Below are 13579 nucleotides of genomic sequence, written 5' to 3'. Positions count from 1 at the left end.
GTTAGTGAGGTGTTGCAATGTCACATACCATCCGGGACAAACAAAAGCTTAAAGCCAGAACCAGCAAGATTCAGGGACAGGTGATAGCGCTAAAAAAAATGCTGGATGAACCGCATGAATGCGCGGCCGTGCTACAACAGATCGCGGCGATTCGCGGCGCGGTAAATGGCTTAATGCGTGAGGTGATTAAAGGGCATCTGACCGAGCATATCGTTCATCAGAGTGATGAAGCCAGGCGTGAAGAAGATCTGGACGTAATATTAAAGGTGCTGGATTCTTATATTAAATAGCCGGGAGTTATATCCCGGCTATCTTTTACTTTAGCCGAAAAACATCACCGATACGCAAAGTAAACCGACGACCAACGTAATGAAATTGCCTACTGAACGGTAGGGTTTCAATGCCGGTATCAGGTACGTTGACAACGTGGGCATAATAAACAGAATCATCGCAATGAGCGGGCCGCTAATGGCATAAATCATAGAGATGGCATTCGGGTTAATACAGCAAATAATAAACGTAATCCCGGAAACCAGCATGATAGACAGCGCGCGATTGAACGCCCGGCTTTTTTTCACGCCAACCTGCTGTAGGGTGGTTCTTACCATTTCGGTTGCGCCCTCAATGACGCCGAAATAGGTGCCGAGGAAAGATTTCGACATGGCCACGACGGCAACGATAATACCGGAAATAGAGAGCCAGGCCGGCGCATTGGGCATCATCGAGAGCGCGGAAAGGATGGTAACGCCTTCGTTGCGCGCGTCTTCAATGTATGACGGCGGAATGGAGAGCAGGCAGCTAAAGACAAAGAATAGCACGCTCAGGCAGATAATCAGGTAGGCGACCTTCATGATCTTTCTGCATTTATCCATGGCCTGATCGCCAAAATTTTCCCGTCTGTCGATGGCAAACGTCGAAATAATGGGCGTATGGCTAAAAGCAAAAACCATCACCGGAATAGAAATCCATACCTGGTGCAACGTGTGACTATCCAAAGACATCTGCCCGGTCAGTAACGAGGGTTGCCAGCTTCCGGTTAAGTAGAGCGAAAGGAACAAGAAGTAAGCGATAAGTGGAAAGACTAAAAAGCCCATTACGCGAAGAGTGGCATGTCTTCCCATTAAGAAAATCATATTCAGGATAAGTACTACGCCGAAGCTAACTGCCATCCGGATGCGAATATCTATCTGAATATGCTTCGCTAATTGCTCTGTCAGGGAATTGGTAATCGCCACCGCATAAATTAATACCACGACAAAAAACGCAATGAAATAAAGCGTGGTAATAATACTGCCGATTTTCTTGCCGTAATAATGAGTAACGGCACCAGTAATTCCCTCACCGGCAGAAGTCTTTGAGGAAAGAATAAACTGACACAGCGCCTTATGCGGCCAGTATGTCAGAGGCCAGGCGACCAGCGCGGTAATAAATAGCACGATTGCGCCTGCCGATCCCAACTGGATGGGAAGGAAAAGAGTGCCTGCGCCTACAGCCGTTCCGTATAATGCAAAACTCCAGAGAGTCTCATCTTTTGACCAAATTTTAGACATTATTTGAATTTATCAACTATAAAACACACAAAAAGAAGCGCAATTTACCATAAATAGCGTCAGTTGGGGGCGTTTTAAGCAGATGGATGTCGTGGAGGAGGAGGGCCAGGAGCGTTGCGATCCCGGCAAAAAAGAGCAATATCATGCACTAACGCGCTGTTGGCGGCGAGTCACTATTCGTTGGCGTAAAACATCGTATGCCCAGTTGTACAGCATCGTGTACGGCAAAAAGAACAGGAAGAAACCAATTTCCAGGGTGAATGCTTGTAGCAGGCTGACATTTAGTACCCAGGCGACAATACTCACGCCAATGACAATAAACCCACTTTCAAATCCTAACGCATGGAGTGCGCGCACTTTGGCGGTTCGTCTCACCTGATGCGCAGGCCACAGTCGATCAAACAGAGCGTTATAAATGATATTCCAGATCATGGCCGTCGTTGCCAGCAATATCGTCAGGCCGCCCATCTCCAGCACCGAGCGCTGCATTAGCCAGGCGGTCGTTGGCGCCAGTATCGCAGTTGCAATACCTTCAAAACAGACAGCATGGAAAATACGCTCCGGCAGCGAGCGACGTTGTATGGCGTCATGTTGCATAAACGAAAAAACCTTACTCTTAATCAAACTAAAGAAATTTCCGCTATTTTATCGTTTAATGTGATACCTAAAAGATAACACCCATCGATAAAGTAGATAGGTTATGCGTTACTCACCTGAAGCGTTAATGGCATTTGTTGAGACCGTCTCTTGCGGTTCGTTTTCTGCGGCGGCGCGCCGCCTGCGTAAAAGCCAGTCCACCATTAGTACCGCCATTGCGCATCTGGAGGCGGATCTGGGATTTTCATTATTTGATCGATCTTCGCGCCAGCCCGTTCTGACCGAAGAAGGAAAACGGGTGCTTAGCTATGTTCAGGCTATTTTATCGGCGAGCGATCGTCTGGATGAGGTGGCGCTGACGTTATCCGGCGAGACGGAGGCAAGACTCACGTTCGTCCTCTCTGATACCCTGCACCCTGACAGTCTGGAAGAGTTAATGGCGCAGTTTGATCGTCAATTTCCGCATACCGAGTTTGAATGCTTGATCGGAGAAAATGATGATGTCATCGACCTGCTGCAAAAAGGGCGTGCCCAGATAGGCCTGATTGAAGCGCGTGATGACTATCCCACAGACATTGGCGCGACGCGTCTGCCTGTTCAAAGCTGGATGGGGGTTTATGTGGCGACCACGCATCCGTTGGCGTCGCAGACGAACCTGCGATGGGAGCAACTGCATACCTGGCGCGAGCTGCGTCTGAATACCTACCTTGAATCTAACGCCAACATTACGCGCGGCCCGGCCTGGTCAGCGCCAAACTATTTATTGCTGTTGAGCATGGCGGTTCAGGGATTTGGCTGGTGCGTATTGCCCTGCGCGCTGGTGGAAGAGTTTGCGGCGGAAAAACCGCTGGCGCAGCTGGATGTTCCTGGCTGGCCGAGGGCGATTGCTATTGATTTGCTGTGGAACAAGAAAACGCCGCCCGGAACGGCGGGGAACTGGCTTCGCTACCATTTGCAGCAGAAATAAGCTGCGTCACCGTCAAATCAGCGTCATTTCCTTTGTGATAAAACTCACTTTTTTTAAACAATCAAGATAACTAATTTTAACAATGCTCTACTATGGCGGTGTCATTTTGCGCTGAGGTGGTAATGAAAGAGGTTGTGATAGTGGGAGCTTTACGGACACCCATCGGCTGTTTTCAGGGAACGCTGGCCCGTCATTCCGCCGTCGAGCTGGGGAGCATGGTCGTAAAAGCGTTAATTGAGCGCACCGGCGTGGACGCTAACGCTATCGATGAGGTCATCCTCGGTCAGGTACTGACGGCTGGCGCCGGGCAGAATCCGGCGCGCCAGTCAGCCATCAAAGGAGGGCTGCCGACTACCGTTTCCGCCATTACCATTAATGACGTTTGTGGTTCCGGTTTAAAAGCGTTGCACCTGGCGACGCAGGCTATTCAGTGCGGCGAAGCGGACATTGTTATTGCGGGCGGGCAGGAGAATATGAGCCGTGCGCCGCATGTCCTCAATGACAGCCGTACCGGCGCGTTGCCTGATGCCGACAATCTGGTGGATAGTCTGGTACATGATGGCTTATGGGATGCCTTCAACGATTATCACATTGGCGTGACGGCAGAAAACCTGGCGCGGGAATATGGCATCAGCCGCGAGTTACAGGATGCTTATGCGCTCAGTTCGCAACAAAAAGCCAGGGCCGCGATTGATACCGGACGTTTTAAAGATGAGATTGTCCCCATCGTCACGCAACGTAATGGGCAGACCGCAATTGTCGATACGGATGAACAACCGCGGGCCGACGCCAGTGCGGAGGGGTTAGCTCTGCTGCACCCGGCGTTTGATAGTTTAGGTTCGGTGACGGCGGGTAATGCCTCCTCAATCAACGATGGCGCCGCCGCGGTGATGATGATGAGCGAGGCGAAAGCCCAGGCGCTGGGGCTGCCGGTGCTGGCGCGCATCCGCGCGTTTGCCAGCGTCGGCGTCGATCCTGCGCTAATGGGGATTGCGCCGGTATATGCTACCCGGCGCTGTCTGGAGCGTGCCGGTTGGCAACTGGCGGAGGTCGACCTTATCGAAGCCAACGAAGCGTTTGCCGCCCAGGCGTTGTCGGTAGGAAAAATGCTGGAATGGGATGAGCGACGGGTAAACGTTAATGGCGGCGCGATTGCGCTGGGGCATCCTATTGGCGCTTCCGGCTGTCGAATTCTGGTTTCACTGGTGCACGAAATGGTTAAACGCGACGCGCGAAAAGGCCTGGCGACGCTGTGTATCGGTGGCGGCCAGGGCGTTGCCTTAACCATTGAACGCGATTGATCCTGCGCCAGCCATCCTTTTTCTGCTTCATTATTCCGTCATAAAAAGCCCTCTATCACGAGGGCAAAGCCAGTAACAGAACCCCCTTTTTCGTTATAGCGCGGAACGTCTTGCCGCGTCGGGCATTGCAGACGCATACCGCTTTTAATTCAATTCGCACATCAGACCTCGTTCTAAAACAAGCTTCAATTTTTATCTGAGTAACCGCATACAGCACCTGGCGCACATGTCTGAAAATCATACAAGTGTATAAGTTTTAGCGCCGATCGTGATCGCTACAGCAGTTTTAAAAATAACCAACCATATAAATGAAACGTTGTTTTATTTATTGTTGAAAACCTTCATCCAGCCGACTATGATGCCGTTAAATAAATCAAAACAGTGTTTTGATTTTATGCCATTGCGATCGATTTATCATTGGAGGGAAAAGTGGACGTAAGGCAAAGCATCCATAGCGAGCACGCTAAAACGCTGGACACCCAGGCGCTGCGACGCGAGTTTTTAATAGAAAATATTTTTGTCGCTGATGAATATACGATGGTCTACAGCCATATCGACCGTATTATTGTCGGCGGCATTATGCCCGTCAGCCATTCTGTTGAAATCGGCGGAGAGGTGGGTAAACAGCTTGGCGTTTCCCGGTTACTGGACCGCCGCGAGCTGGGCGTCATTAATATTGGCGGCGCGGGCGCCATTATCGTTGACGGGCAGCGCCATGACATTTGTCATCGTGATGCTCTGTATATTGGTAAAGGGGCGAAAGAGCTGGTCTTCGTCAGCAATGAGGCGAGCAGACCGGCGAAGTTTTATTACAACTGCGCGCCAGCGCATACCGCTTATCCGACGAAAAAAGTGTCGCCTGCCGACGTTGCGCCCGTCACCTTAGGCGATAACCTCACCAGTAACCGTCGCACCATCAATAAATACTTCGTACCGGATGTACTGGAAACCTGTCAGCTCAGTATGGGACTCACCGAACTGGCGCCCGGCAATCTATGGAACACCATGCCATGCCATACCCATGAGCGCCGTATGGAAGTTTACCTCTATTTCAATATGGAAGAAGACAGTTGCGTTTTCCATATGATGGGGCAGCCTCAGGAAACCCGTCATATTGTGATGCGTAATGAACAGGCGGTTATTTCCCCAAGCTGGTCAATACATTCCGGCGTTGGCACCAAAGCCTATACGTTTATTTGGGGCATGGTGGGAGAAAATCAGGTCTTCGATGACATGGATCACGTTGCGGTACAAGATCTGCGCTAGTCGCGACCGGTGATAACGCCTGTGCGTGACAGGCATGACAAAAATAAGGATTAACAATGATTTTGAATGCATTTTCTCTTGAGGGTAAAGTCGCGGTTGTGACGGGGTGCGATACCGGATTGGGGCAGGGGATGGCGTTAGGGCTGGCGGAAGCGGGCTGTGACATTGTCGGTATTAACATTGTTGAACCGACGGAAACTATTGCGCGCGTCACCGCTCTGGGACGTCGTTTTTTAAGCCTGACAGCCGATCTGCGTCAAATCGATGGTATTCCGGCATTACTGGAACGGGCGGTGGCGGAATACGGTCATATTGATATTCTGGTGAATAACGCGGGTTTGATCCGTCGTGAAGATGCGATTGATTTCACGGAAAAAGACTGGGATGACGTCATGAACCTGAACATCAAGAGCGTGTTCTTTATGTCTCAGGCGGCGGCAAAATATTTTATTGCCCAGGGCAACGGCGGCAAAATTATTAATATCGCGTCTATGCTCTCCTTCCAGGGCGGCATTCGCGTTCCGTCTTATACCGCGTCGAAAAGCGGCGTAATGGGAATAACACGTCTGATGGCGAACGAGTGGGCGAAACACAATATCAATGTGAACGCCATCGCACCGGGCTATATGTCCACGAATAATACCCAGCAATTGCGCGCTGATGCACAACGTAGCGCCGAAATTCTCGACCGTATTCCGGCTGGACGTTGGGGGCTACCGGGCGATTTAATGGGCCCGGTAGTCTTCCTGGCATCCAGCGCCGCTGATTATATTAACGGCTATACCATAGCGGTAGATGGCGGTTGGCTGGCGCGTTAATCCGCTACTGACAAATGCGTTTCTGGGAAAATCGACTCTTTGGCCGAAAAACTGATAAAGCCCTGTCCTGGTACAGGGTTTTTTATGATCTCATTAGCATAGTCCATATTGTGGGTTTAACTTAATCCATATATTGTTAAATAATAGCTATGATCAATGCTTTAATTCATTGAAATATTGGTGGTTTAAAAAAATACCCGGCAACGGCGTTAAATTTAAAAGTGTAATATCCATCACATATCGCTATAGCGTAGCCATTTAATCCATATTTATGCCGTTTCCAGCCTGACACTTGAGGAAGAGTATCCCGTACTTTCAGGCTATGTCTTACTCTGTTGTGGCAGGAAAATATGGTCTCTATTAATCATGACTCTGCTTTAACGCCGCGTTCGCTTCGCGACACACGACGTATGAATATGTTTGTTTCGGTTTCTGCAGCGGTAGCGGGACTGTTATTTGGTCTGGATATCGGCGTTATCGCCGGGGCGCTGCCTTTTATTACCGACCATTTCGTACTGACCAGCCGGCTGCAGGAATGGGTCGTCAGCAGTATGATGCTTGGCGCGGCAATTGGCGCATTATTTAACGGCTGGCTTTCATTCCGGCTGGGGCGTAAGTATAGCCTGATGGCCGGCGCGATTTTGTTTGTGCTCGGCTCGCTGGGGTCGGCGTTTGCTTCCAGCGTGGAAGTATTGATTGGCGCCCGCGTGATACTGGGCGTAGCAGTAGGGATTGCCTCCTATACCGCGCCGCTTTATCTCTCTGAAATGGCAAGTGAAAATGTTCGCGGCAAAATGATCAGTATGTATCAACTGATGGTGACGTTAGGCATTGTGCTGGCTTTTTTATCCGATACGGCATTCAGCTACAGCGGCAACTGGCGCGCGATGTTGGGCGTACTGGCGCTGCCTGCGGTGTTGCTCATTATTCTGGTGGTATTCCTGCCGAATAGTCCGCGCTGGCTGGCGCAAAAAGGTCGCCATATTGAAGCGGAAGAGGTGCTGCGTATGCTGCGCGATACCTCGGAAAAAGCCCGTGATGAACTGAATGAGATTCGGGAAAGCCTCAAACTCAAGCAGGGCGGGTGGGCATTATTTAAAGCTAACCGCAATGTTCGCCGCGCCGTGTTCCTCGGTATGCTGCTACAGGCAATGCAGCAGTTCACCGGCATGAACATCATTATGTACTATGCGCCGCGCATTTTTAAAATGGCCGGCTTTACCACCACGGAACAGCAAATGATCGCTACGCTGGTGGTCGGACTGACCTTTATGTTCGCGACGTTTATCGCCGTCTTTACGGTAGATAAGGCCGGGCGTAAACCGGCGTTAAAAATCGGTTTCAGCGTAATGGCGTTAGGGACATTGGTGTTGGGCTACTGCCTGATGCAGTTTGATAACGGTACGGCATCAAGCGGCCTCTCCTGGCTTTCCGTTGGGATGACGATGATGTGTATCGCCGGTTACGCGATGAGCGCCGCTCCGGTGGTGTGGATACTGTGTTCGGAAATCCAGCCGCTGAAATGCCGTGATTTTGGCATTACCTGTTCAACCACGACAAACTGGGTATCGAACATGATCATCGGCGCGACATTCCTGACACTGTTGGACAGCATTGGCGCGGCAGGTACATTCTGGCTTTACACCGCGCTGAATATCGCTTTTATCGGCATCACTTTCTGGCTGATTCCGGAAACCAAAAATGTCACCCTGGAGCACATCGAACGCAAGCTGATGGCGGGCGAGAAGCTAAGAAATATTGGCGTGTAATCCCCCCTCCCATGCCGGATAACGTCTGTTATCCGGCATGATGAAAAATAGACTGGAAACGGATGTGTAAGTTTGCTTCACTGCCATAATGCTTTAAAAAAAGGAGAGCGCAGTGAAAACGATCGGGCTGTTGGGGGGGATGAGCTGGGAATCGACTATCCCTTATTACCGTTTAATCAATGAAGGCATTAAACAGCAGCTGGGAGGCCTGCACTCGGCGAGCTTACTGCTGCATAGCGTAGATTTCCACGATATTGAAGTATGTCAACGCCGCGGCGAGTGGGATAAAGCGGGCGATATCCTGGCGCAGGCCGCGCAGGGGTTACAGCAGGCGGGCGCAGAAGGCATTGTGCTGTGTACCAACACCATGCATAAAATCGCGCACATTATTGAATCTCGTTGTTCTCTGCCTTTTCTACACATCGCGGATGCTACCGGGCGAGCTATCGCCCGTCAGGGGTTGCATCGCGTGGCGCTATTAGGGACTCGCTATACGATGGAGCAGGATTTTTATCGCGGGCGGCTGGAACAGCAATTTGCGATTGAGACCATCGTGCCGGAGGCGGACGATCGGGCGCGTATCAATCAGGTGATTTTTGACGAGCTCTGTCAGGGGACATTCACTGACGCGTCGCGCCACTATTATTTACAGGTTATCGAACAACTGGCTGCGCAAGGCGCGCAGGGCGTTATTTTTGGCTGCACTGAAATAGGTTTGCTTGTTCCCCAGACGCAAAGCGCGCTACCGGTTTTCGATACCACGGCAATTCATGCCGCAGATGCCGTGAGCTTTATGCTTTCGTCATCGGCCCCAGAATAACCTCCAGCGGTTCGACCTGGCGCGAAAGGTGCGTTTGTAAATGCTTACTGAAGGCGTCAACCAGCGCGGAGGCGGGGCGGTGTAGCGGGCGAATCAGGCTGACGGTAAAGGGCACGTCAATGCTGAAGCGGCGAACGGTGACGCCGCTGGCGGCATAGTCCAGCGCGGTCAGCGGGTTAACGATCGAAACACCCGCCCCGGCGCGCACCATCGCGCAGACGGAGGCCGCGCTATGCGTTTCCACCACCATTCTGCGCTTCACCTGATGTTCGGCAAATAACGTATCCAACAACTGTCGATAGCTGTCCAGGCGGGAGAGGCTGATAAAGTTTTCCCCCTGAAAATCGTCTGGCGTCAGTACCGTTTTGGCGGCAAGCGGATGGTCGCAGGGCAGTACGCACACTTCATTTAGCGTTAGTAACTCGGTACGGGTTGTTCCTGCCGGGGCATGAAGCGTCTCTGTCAGCCCTAAGTCGTGGCGCTGGGCGGAGAGCCACTCTTCCAGCAACGGCGACTCCTGCGGCACAATATTCAGGCTGACATCCGGATAACGCGCCAGAAAAGGCGGTAGTAGCGGCGGCAAAAAGGATTGTGAAAAGACCGGCAGGCAGGCGATAGAGAGCTCGCCCTGACGGAACTCGCGCAGACTTTCCGCCGCGCTGACGATGCGATCCAACCCATACCAGGAGCGTTGTACCTCTTCGAACAGGCGTAGCCCTTGCACCGTCGGATGTAAACGCCCGCGTGTGCGCTCAAACAGCGTTAATCCCAGCACTTTCTCAAAACGCGCCAGCTCGCGACTGACGGTAGGCTGCGAGGTATGCAGCAGCCGCGCCGCTTCGGTGAGATTTCCGGCGGTCATTACGGCATGAAAAATTTCAATGTGACGTAAATTAACGGCAGCCATACGTTTTCCTGAATCATTTATCCCATATCATTTTTGCATAGACTGACAATAAAACGATATTTTTTATTCTTTCTAAGGTATGGCGTAATCGTTAAAAAGCCTGTTCCGGAGTTTGTTATGTCATTGTCGCATTATTACGCTGAAACTGACCTTAACGCTGAAAAATTGCTCAGATTGCCTGCTGAATTCGGCTGTCCGGTCTGGGTCTATGACGCGCACATTATTCGCCGTCAGATAGCCGCCCTGCAGCAGTTTGACGTCGTGCGTTTTGCGCAAAAAGCCTGTTCGAACATTCATATCCTGCGCTTAATGCGCGCGCAGGGCGTCAAGGTGGATTCTGTTTCATTGGGGGAGATCGAACGTGCGCTGGCGGCGGGCTACGATCCGCAAACGTGCCCTGATGATATCGTTTTTACCGCCGATGTGATTGACGCCGCCACGCTGGCGCGCGTCAGTGAACTGCATATTCCGGTCAATGCTGGCTCGGTAGATATGCTGACGCAGCTTGGTCAGGTTTCGCCTGGGCATCGCGTCTGGTTGCGCGTAAATCCTGGCTTTGGTCACGGCCACAGCCAGAAAACCAACACCGGGGGCGAAAACAGCAAACACGGCATCTGGCATAGCGATCTTCCGGCGGCGCTGGCGGTAATGCAGAAATACCGACTGAAACTTGTCGGTATCCATATGCACATTGGTTCCGGCGTCGATTATGGACATCTGGAGCAGGTTTGCGGCGCGATGGTACGCCAGGTACTGGAATGTGGTCAGGATGTGGAGGCGATTTCGGCAGGCGGCGGACTCTCGATACCTTATCGTGAGGGAGAAGAGCCCGTTGATACGCGTCATTACTATGGCCTGTGGAACGCGGCGCGCGAGCAAATCGCCCGCCATCTGGGACATGCGGTCAAACTTGAGATCGAACCCGGACGTTTTCTGGTGGCGCAATCGGGCGTGCTGGTAACGCAGGTGCGTAGCGTAAAACAGATGGGAAGCCGCCATTTCGTGCTGGTAGATGCGGGTTTTAACGATCTGATGCGCCCGGCGATGTACGGTAGCTATCACCGTATTTCGGCGCTGGCGGCGGATGGTCGCGCGCTTGAAAATGGCCCGTGGGTCGAGACGGTGGTCGCCGGGCCGCTATGCGAATCAGGCGATGTTTTTACGCAGCAGGAAGGGGGAATGGTTGAAACACGCGCCTTACCTGCGGTCATCCCCGGCGATTACCTCGTATTGCACGATACCGGCGCGTACGGCGCGTCTATGTCATCGAATTACAATAGCCGCCCGCTCCTGCCGGAAGTGCTGTTTGACAATGGACAGGCGCGGCTGATCCGCCGTCGTCAGACCATTGAAGAGCTGTTAGCGCTGGAGATGTTCTGAAGCGCATCATTAGGCCGGACGTTGAAAAAACGGGCCCGCGGCGACGGACTCGCGCAGAATCAGCGTGCCGGTAAAGGGCGGGATCGGGGCGACCGGCTCGCTGTTCGCCAGACGAACGGCCTGATCGATTGCGGTGGCTATCATATCCTCGATGGGTAAATAGACTGTTGAAAGCCCCGGTTCAAGCCAGGTTGCGCCCGGCGCATCGTCAAAACCAAACAGCGACACATCCTGCGGGATGCGTAATCCGGCCTGGCGCAGCGCTTTTGCCGCGCCCAGCGCCGTGTCATCATTACAGGCGAATAGCGCGCTAAACGTGACGCCTTCCTCCAGTAATTCCCGGCAGGCGTCATAGCCGCGCGTCAGCGTGTAATCGCCGTATTTCACTTTTGCCGGTTGCCAGGGAATGCCATATTTTTCCAGCGCCTTGCGATAACCCGCTACGCGTGATGTGCCGGTGGGAGTATGAACAGGCAGCGTAATACAGGCGATATCGCGATGGCCCTGCGTAATCAGATATTCCACCGCCTGGAATGCCGCCGTCTCCTGCTCGAAGAAAATAGCGCGATCGCGGGCCTGAGTGACGTTGCGATTAATAATCACCAGCGGCATTTCCGTGGCGTCAATCAACGACAAAATCGCCGGCTCATCCATATAGCGAGTGTAAAGAATAATAGCGTCGCACTGTCTGTCGGCCAACATTTGTACGGCTTTCTGCTCTCGTTCCGGCGTATCGTGACCATCGGTGACGATCAACTGCTTGTTATGAAACTCCGCCTGGCGCGACGCCCGGCGCAACAAACTGCCAAAATAGAAGCCGTCAAACGTAGAGACGACCAGACCGATGCTGTTGCTGGTGCGATTCGCCAGCGAGCGTGCCAGCAGGTTGGGGCGATAGTCCAGAGCCTGCATCGCCGTAAACACTTTCTGGCGCGTGCTTTCTTTTACCTGCCCCGTCCCATTCAGCACTCGTGAGACGGTGGCCTTTGATACGCCCGCATGGCGGGAAACATCCAGCATTGTCGCCATCATGCTACCCTGATTAATCGGTTGTCGACAGGTGTCCGGTATCCGTCGGCGTGGATACCGAATGTCGGCGTACCAGTGTCGGACTAAATACATGAGTTACTTCTGGCGTAGGGCATTTCCCCGCCAACGCTAACGCCAGCTCCGCCGCCTGTGTCGCCATGGTGACGATCGGATACCGAATGGTGGTCAGTCGGGGACGCACATAGCGTGAGACCAGTACATCATCAAAACCGATGAGCGATACTTCGCCCGGCACCCCCACGCCATTATCATTTAATACTCCCATCGCGCCAGCCGCCATCGAGTCGTTATAGCAGGCCACCGCGGTAAAATTTCTGCCGCGGCCTAATAATTCAGTCATCGCCTGCTCGCCGCCGCTTTCATCCGGTTCGCCGAACGTCACCAGCCGATCGTTAGCCGGAATATGGCTTTCCGCCAGCGCATCGTAATAGCCCCTCAGGCGATCTTCGGCATCAGAGATGGTGTGGTTGGAACAGATATACCCAATACGCGTATGACCTTGCTGGATCAGATGTCGGGTCGCCAGCCATGCCCCGTAACGGTCATCCAGCGCGACACAGCGGTGTTCTAACCCCGGTAAAATGCGGTTAATCAGCACCATGCCGGGGATTTGCTTCATTAATGAGGCCAGGTCCGCATCCGGAATCATTTTGGCGTGTACCACTAACGCTGCGCAACGATGACGAATCAACTGTTCAATAGCCTGACGCTCTTTTTGTTCGTTATGATACCCGTTGCCAATCAGTAAAAAATTTCCGGTGTGATACGCCACCTGTTCAACGGCTTTCACCATCGCGCCGAAAAAAGGATCGGAAACGTCGCCGACCACCAGACCGAGGGTTTCCGTTGCCTGCTGTGCCAGCGCGCGCGCGTTGGCGTTAGGGTGATAGCTCAGGGACTCCATTGCGCTGGTCACCGCCAGCCGGGACGCTTCGCTGGCTTTTGGCGAATCGTTAATAACGCGAGAAACGGTGGCGACTGAAACACCGGCCAGTCGGGCTACATCTTTTATGGTCGCCATGATAATACCTATAGTGGGTAAACGCTTACATTACGCCAGTTTTACGGAAAATGAACGTCTGTTCAAGCCTCTTGCCCCGCCGTGTCGGGCAAATGTGACCTGCACGGGAGAAATGCGTCTGTAAAGTGACAAT

13 protein-coding genes are annotated in these 13579 nt (G+C 52.6%); 8 read left to right on the top strand and 5 right to left on the bottom strand.

Annotation, left to right across the window (positions count from 1 at the left end; genetic code table 11):
• The first annotated feature begins 17 nt into the window (after positions 1-17).
• Positions 18-290 (top strand): Ni(II)/Co(II)-binding transcriptional repressor RcnR, encoded by a 273-nt coding sequence (rcnR, locus tag NA389_RS13260; protein ID WP_000019953.1) that lies wholly within the window; start codon positions 18-20, stop codon positions 288-290.
• Positions 291-320: 30 nt separating this feature from the next.
• Here rcnR and NA389_RS13255 read toward each other — a convergent pair whose 3' ends face one another.
• Complete coding sequence (locus tag NA389_RS13255; protein ID WP_000036841.1) at positions 321-1550, bottom strand: amino acid permease; 1230 nt, start codon at positions 1548-1550, stop codon at positions 321-323.
• A 141-nt stretch (positions 1551-1691) separates the two neighbouring features.
• The gene (locus NA389_RS13250; RefSeq protein ID WP_001519547.1) at positions 1692-2147 is read right to left on the bottom strand and encodes a multidrug/biocide efflux PACE transporter; all 456 of its coding nucleotides are present in this window, start codon (positions 2145-2147) and stop codon (positions 1692-1694) included.
• Positions 2148-2250: 103 nt separating this feature from the next.
• Between NA389_RS13250 and NA389_RS13245 the strand changes: the two genes are divergently transcribed.
• From NA389_RS13245 to NA389_RS13220, 6 genes are all read left to right on the top strand, one after another.
• On the top strand, positions 2251-3114 hold the full coding sequence (locus NA389_RS13245; RefSeq protein WP_001270776.1) for a LysR family transcriptional regulator: 864 nt from the start codon (positions 2251-2253) through the stop codon (positions 3112-3114).
• Positions 3115-3236: 122 nt separating this feature from the next.
• A complete protein-coding gene (locus NA389_RS13240) occupies positions 3237-4415 on the top strand; it encodes an acetyl-CoA C-acetyltransferase (protein ID WP_000665979.1) in 1179 nt (392 codons plus the stop codon).
• Between the two features lie 429 nt (positions 4416-4844).
• Positions 4845-5681 carry a 5-dehydro-4-deoxy-D-glucuronate isomerase gene (gene kduI / locus NA389_RS13235; protein ID WP_000383273.1) on the top strand — a complete coding sequence of 279 codons (837 nt, stop codon included), beginning with the start codon at positions 4845-4847 and terminating at the stop codon, positions 5679-5681.
• Between the two features lie 56 nt (positions 5682-5737).
• Positions 5738-6499, top strand: a complete 762-nt coding sequence (kduD, locus tag NA389_RS13230; protein ID WP_000602495.1) for a 2-dehydro-3-deoxy-D-gluconate 5-dehydrogenase KduD — start codon at positions 5738-5740, stop codon at positions 6497-6499.
• Positions 6500-6849: 350 nt separating this feature from the next.
• Positions 6850-8268, top strand: a complete 1419-nt coding sequence (gene araE, locus NA389_RS13225; protein WP_000253650.1) for an arabinose-proton symporter AraE — start codon at positions 6850-6852, stop codon at positions 8266-8268.
• A gap of 112 nt (positions 8269-8380) precedes the next feature.
• On the top strand, positions 8381-9088 hold the full coding sequence (locus tag NA389_RS13220) for an aspartate/glutamate racemase (protein ID WP_000848629.1): 708 nt from the start codon (positions 8381-8383) through the stop codon (positions 9086-9088).
• On the opposite strand, the gene NA389_RS13215 is transcribed toward NA389_RS13220, so the two are convergent.
• Positions 9060-9995, bottom strand: coding sequence for a LysR family transcriptional regulator (locus NA389_RS13215; RefSeq protein WP_000741799.1), 936 nt, complete (start codon positions 9993-9995; stop codon positions 9060-9062). The genes NA389_RS13220 and NA389_RS13215 overlap by 29 nt on opposite strands.
• A gap of 117 nt (positions 9996-10112) precedes the next feature.
• On the opposite strand from NA389_RS13215, the gene lysA reads away from it, so the two are divergent.
• Positions 10113-11375 carry a diaminopimelate decarboxylase gene (gene lysA / locus NA389_RS13210; RefSeq protein ID WP_079917056.1) on the top strand — a complete coding sequence of 421 codons (1263 nt, stop codon included), beginning with the start codon at positions 10113-10115 and terminating at the stop codon, positions 11373-11375.
• Between the two features lie 9 nt (positions 11376-11384).
• On the opposite strand, the gene NA389_RS13205 is transcribed toward lysA, so the two are convergent.
• Positions 11385-12407, bottom strand: a complete 1023-nt coding sequence (locus tag NA389_RS13205; RefSeq protein ID WP_000968338.1) for a LacI family DNA-binding transcriptional regulator — start codon at positions 12405-12407, stop codon at positions 11385-11387.
• A 10-nt stretch (positions 12408-12417) separates the two neighbouring features.
• Positions 12418-13446: an HTH-type transcriptional regulator GalR gene (gene galR, locus NA389_RS13200; RefSeq protein ID WP_000201030.1), complete on the bottom strand. Its 1029-nt coding sequence runs from the start codon at positions 13444-13446 to the stop codon at positions 12418-12420.
• Between the last annotated feature and the right edge of the window lie 133 nt (positions 13447-13579).

Source organism: Salmonella sp. NW645, from assembly GCF_051703725.1.
GTDB lineage: Bacteria > Pseudomonadota > Gammaproteobacteria > Enterobacterales > Enterobacteriaceae > Salmonella > Salmonella enterica.
This window is presented reverse-complemented; position numbering and strand designations above follow the sequence as displayed.

Coding starts and splice junctions, on each gene's coding strand:
- rcnR (WP_000019953.1), top strand. CDS start 18: ATGTCACATACCATCCGGGACAAACAAAAGCTTAAAGCCAGAACCAGC.
- NA389_RS13255 (WP_000036841.1), bottom strand. CDS start 1,550: ATGTCTAAAATTTGGTCAAAAGATGAGACTCTCTGGAGTTTTGCATTA.
- NA389_RS13250 (WP_001519547.1), bottom strand. CDS start 2,147: ATGCAACATGACGCCATACAACGTCGCTCGCTGCCGGAGCGTATTTTC.
- NA389_RS13245 (WP_001270776.1), top strand. CDS start 2,251: ATGCGTTACTCACCTGAAGCGTTAATGGCATTTGTTGAGACCGTCTCT.
- NA389_RS13240 (WP_000665979.1), top strand. CDS start 3,237: ATGAAAGAGGTTGTGATAGTGGGAGCTTTACGGACACCCATCGGCTGT.
- kduD (WP_000602495.1), top strand. CDS start 5,738: ATGATTTTGAATGCATTTTCTCTTGAGGGTAAAGTCGCGGTTGTGACG.
- araE (WP_000253650.1), top strand. CDS start 6,850: ATGGTCTCTATTAATCATGACTCTGCTTTAACGCCGCGTTCGCTTCGC.
- NA389_RS13215 (WP_000741799.1), bottom strand. CDS start 9,995: ATGGCTGCCGTTAATTTACGTCACATTGAAATTTTTCATGCCGTAATG.
- lysA (WP_079917056.1), top strand. CDS start 10,113: ATGTCATTGTCGCATTATTACGCTGAAACTGACCTTAACGCTGAAAAA.
- NA389_RS13205 (WP_000968338.1), bottom strand. CDS start 12,407: ATGATGGCGACAATGCTGGATGTTTCCCGCCATGCGGGCGTATCAAAG.
- galR (WP_000201030.1), bottom strand. CDS start 13,446: ATGGCGACCATAAAAGATGTAGCCCGACTGGCCGGTGTTTCAGTCGCC.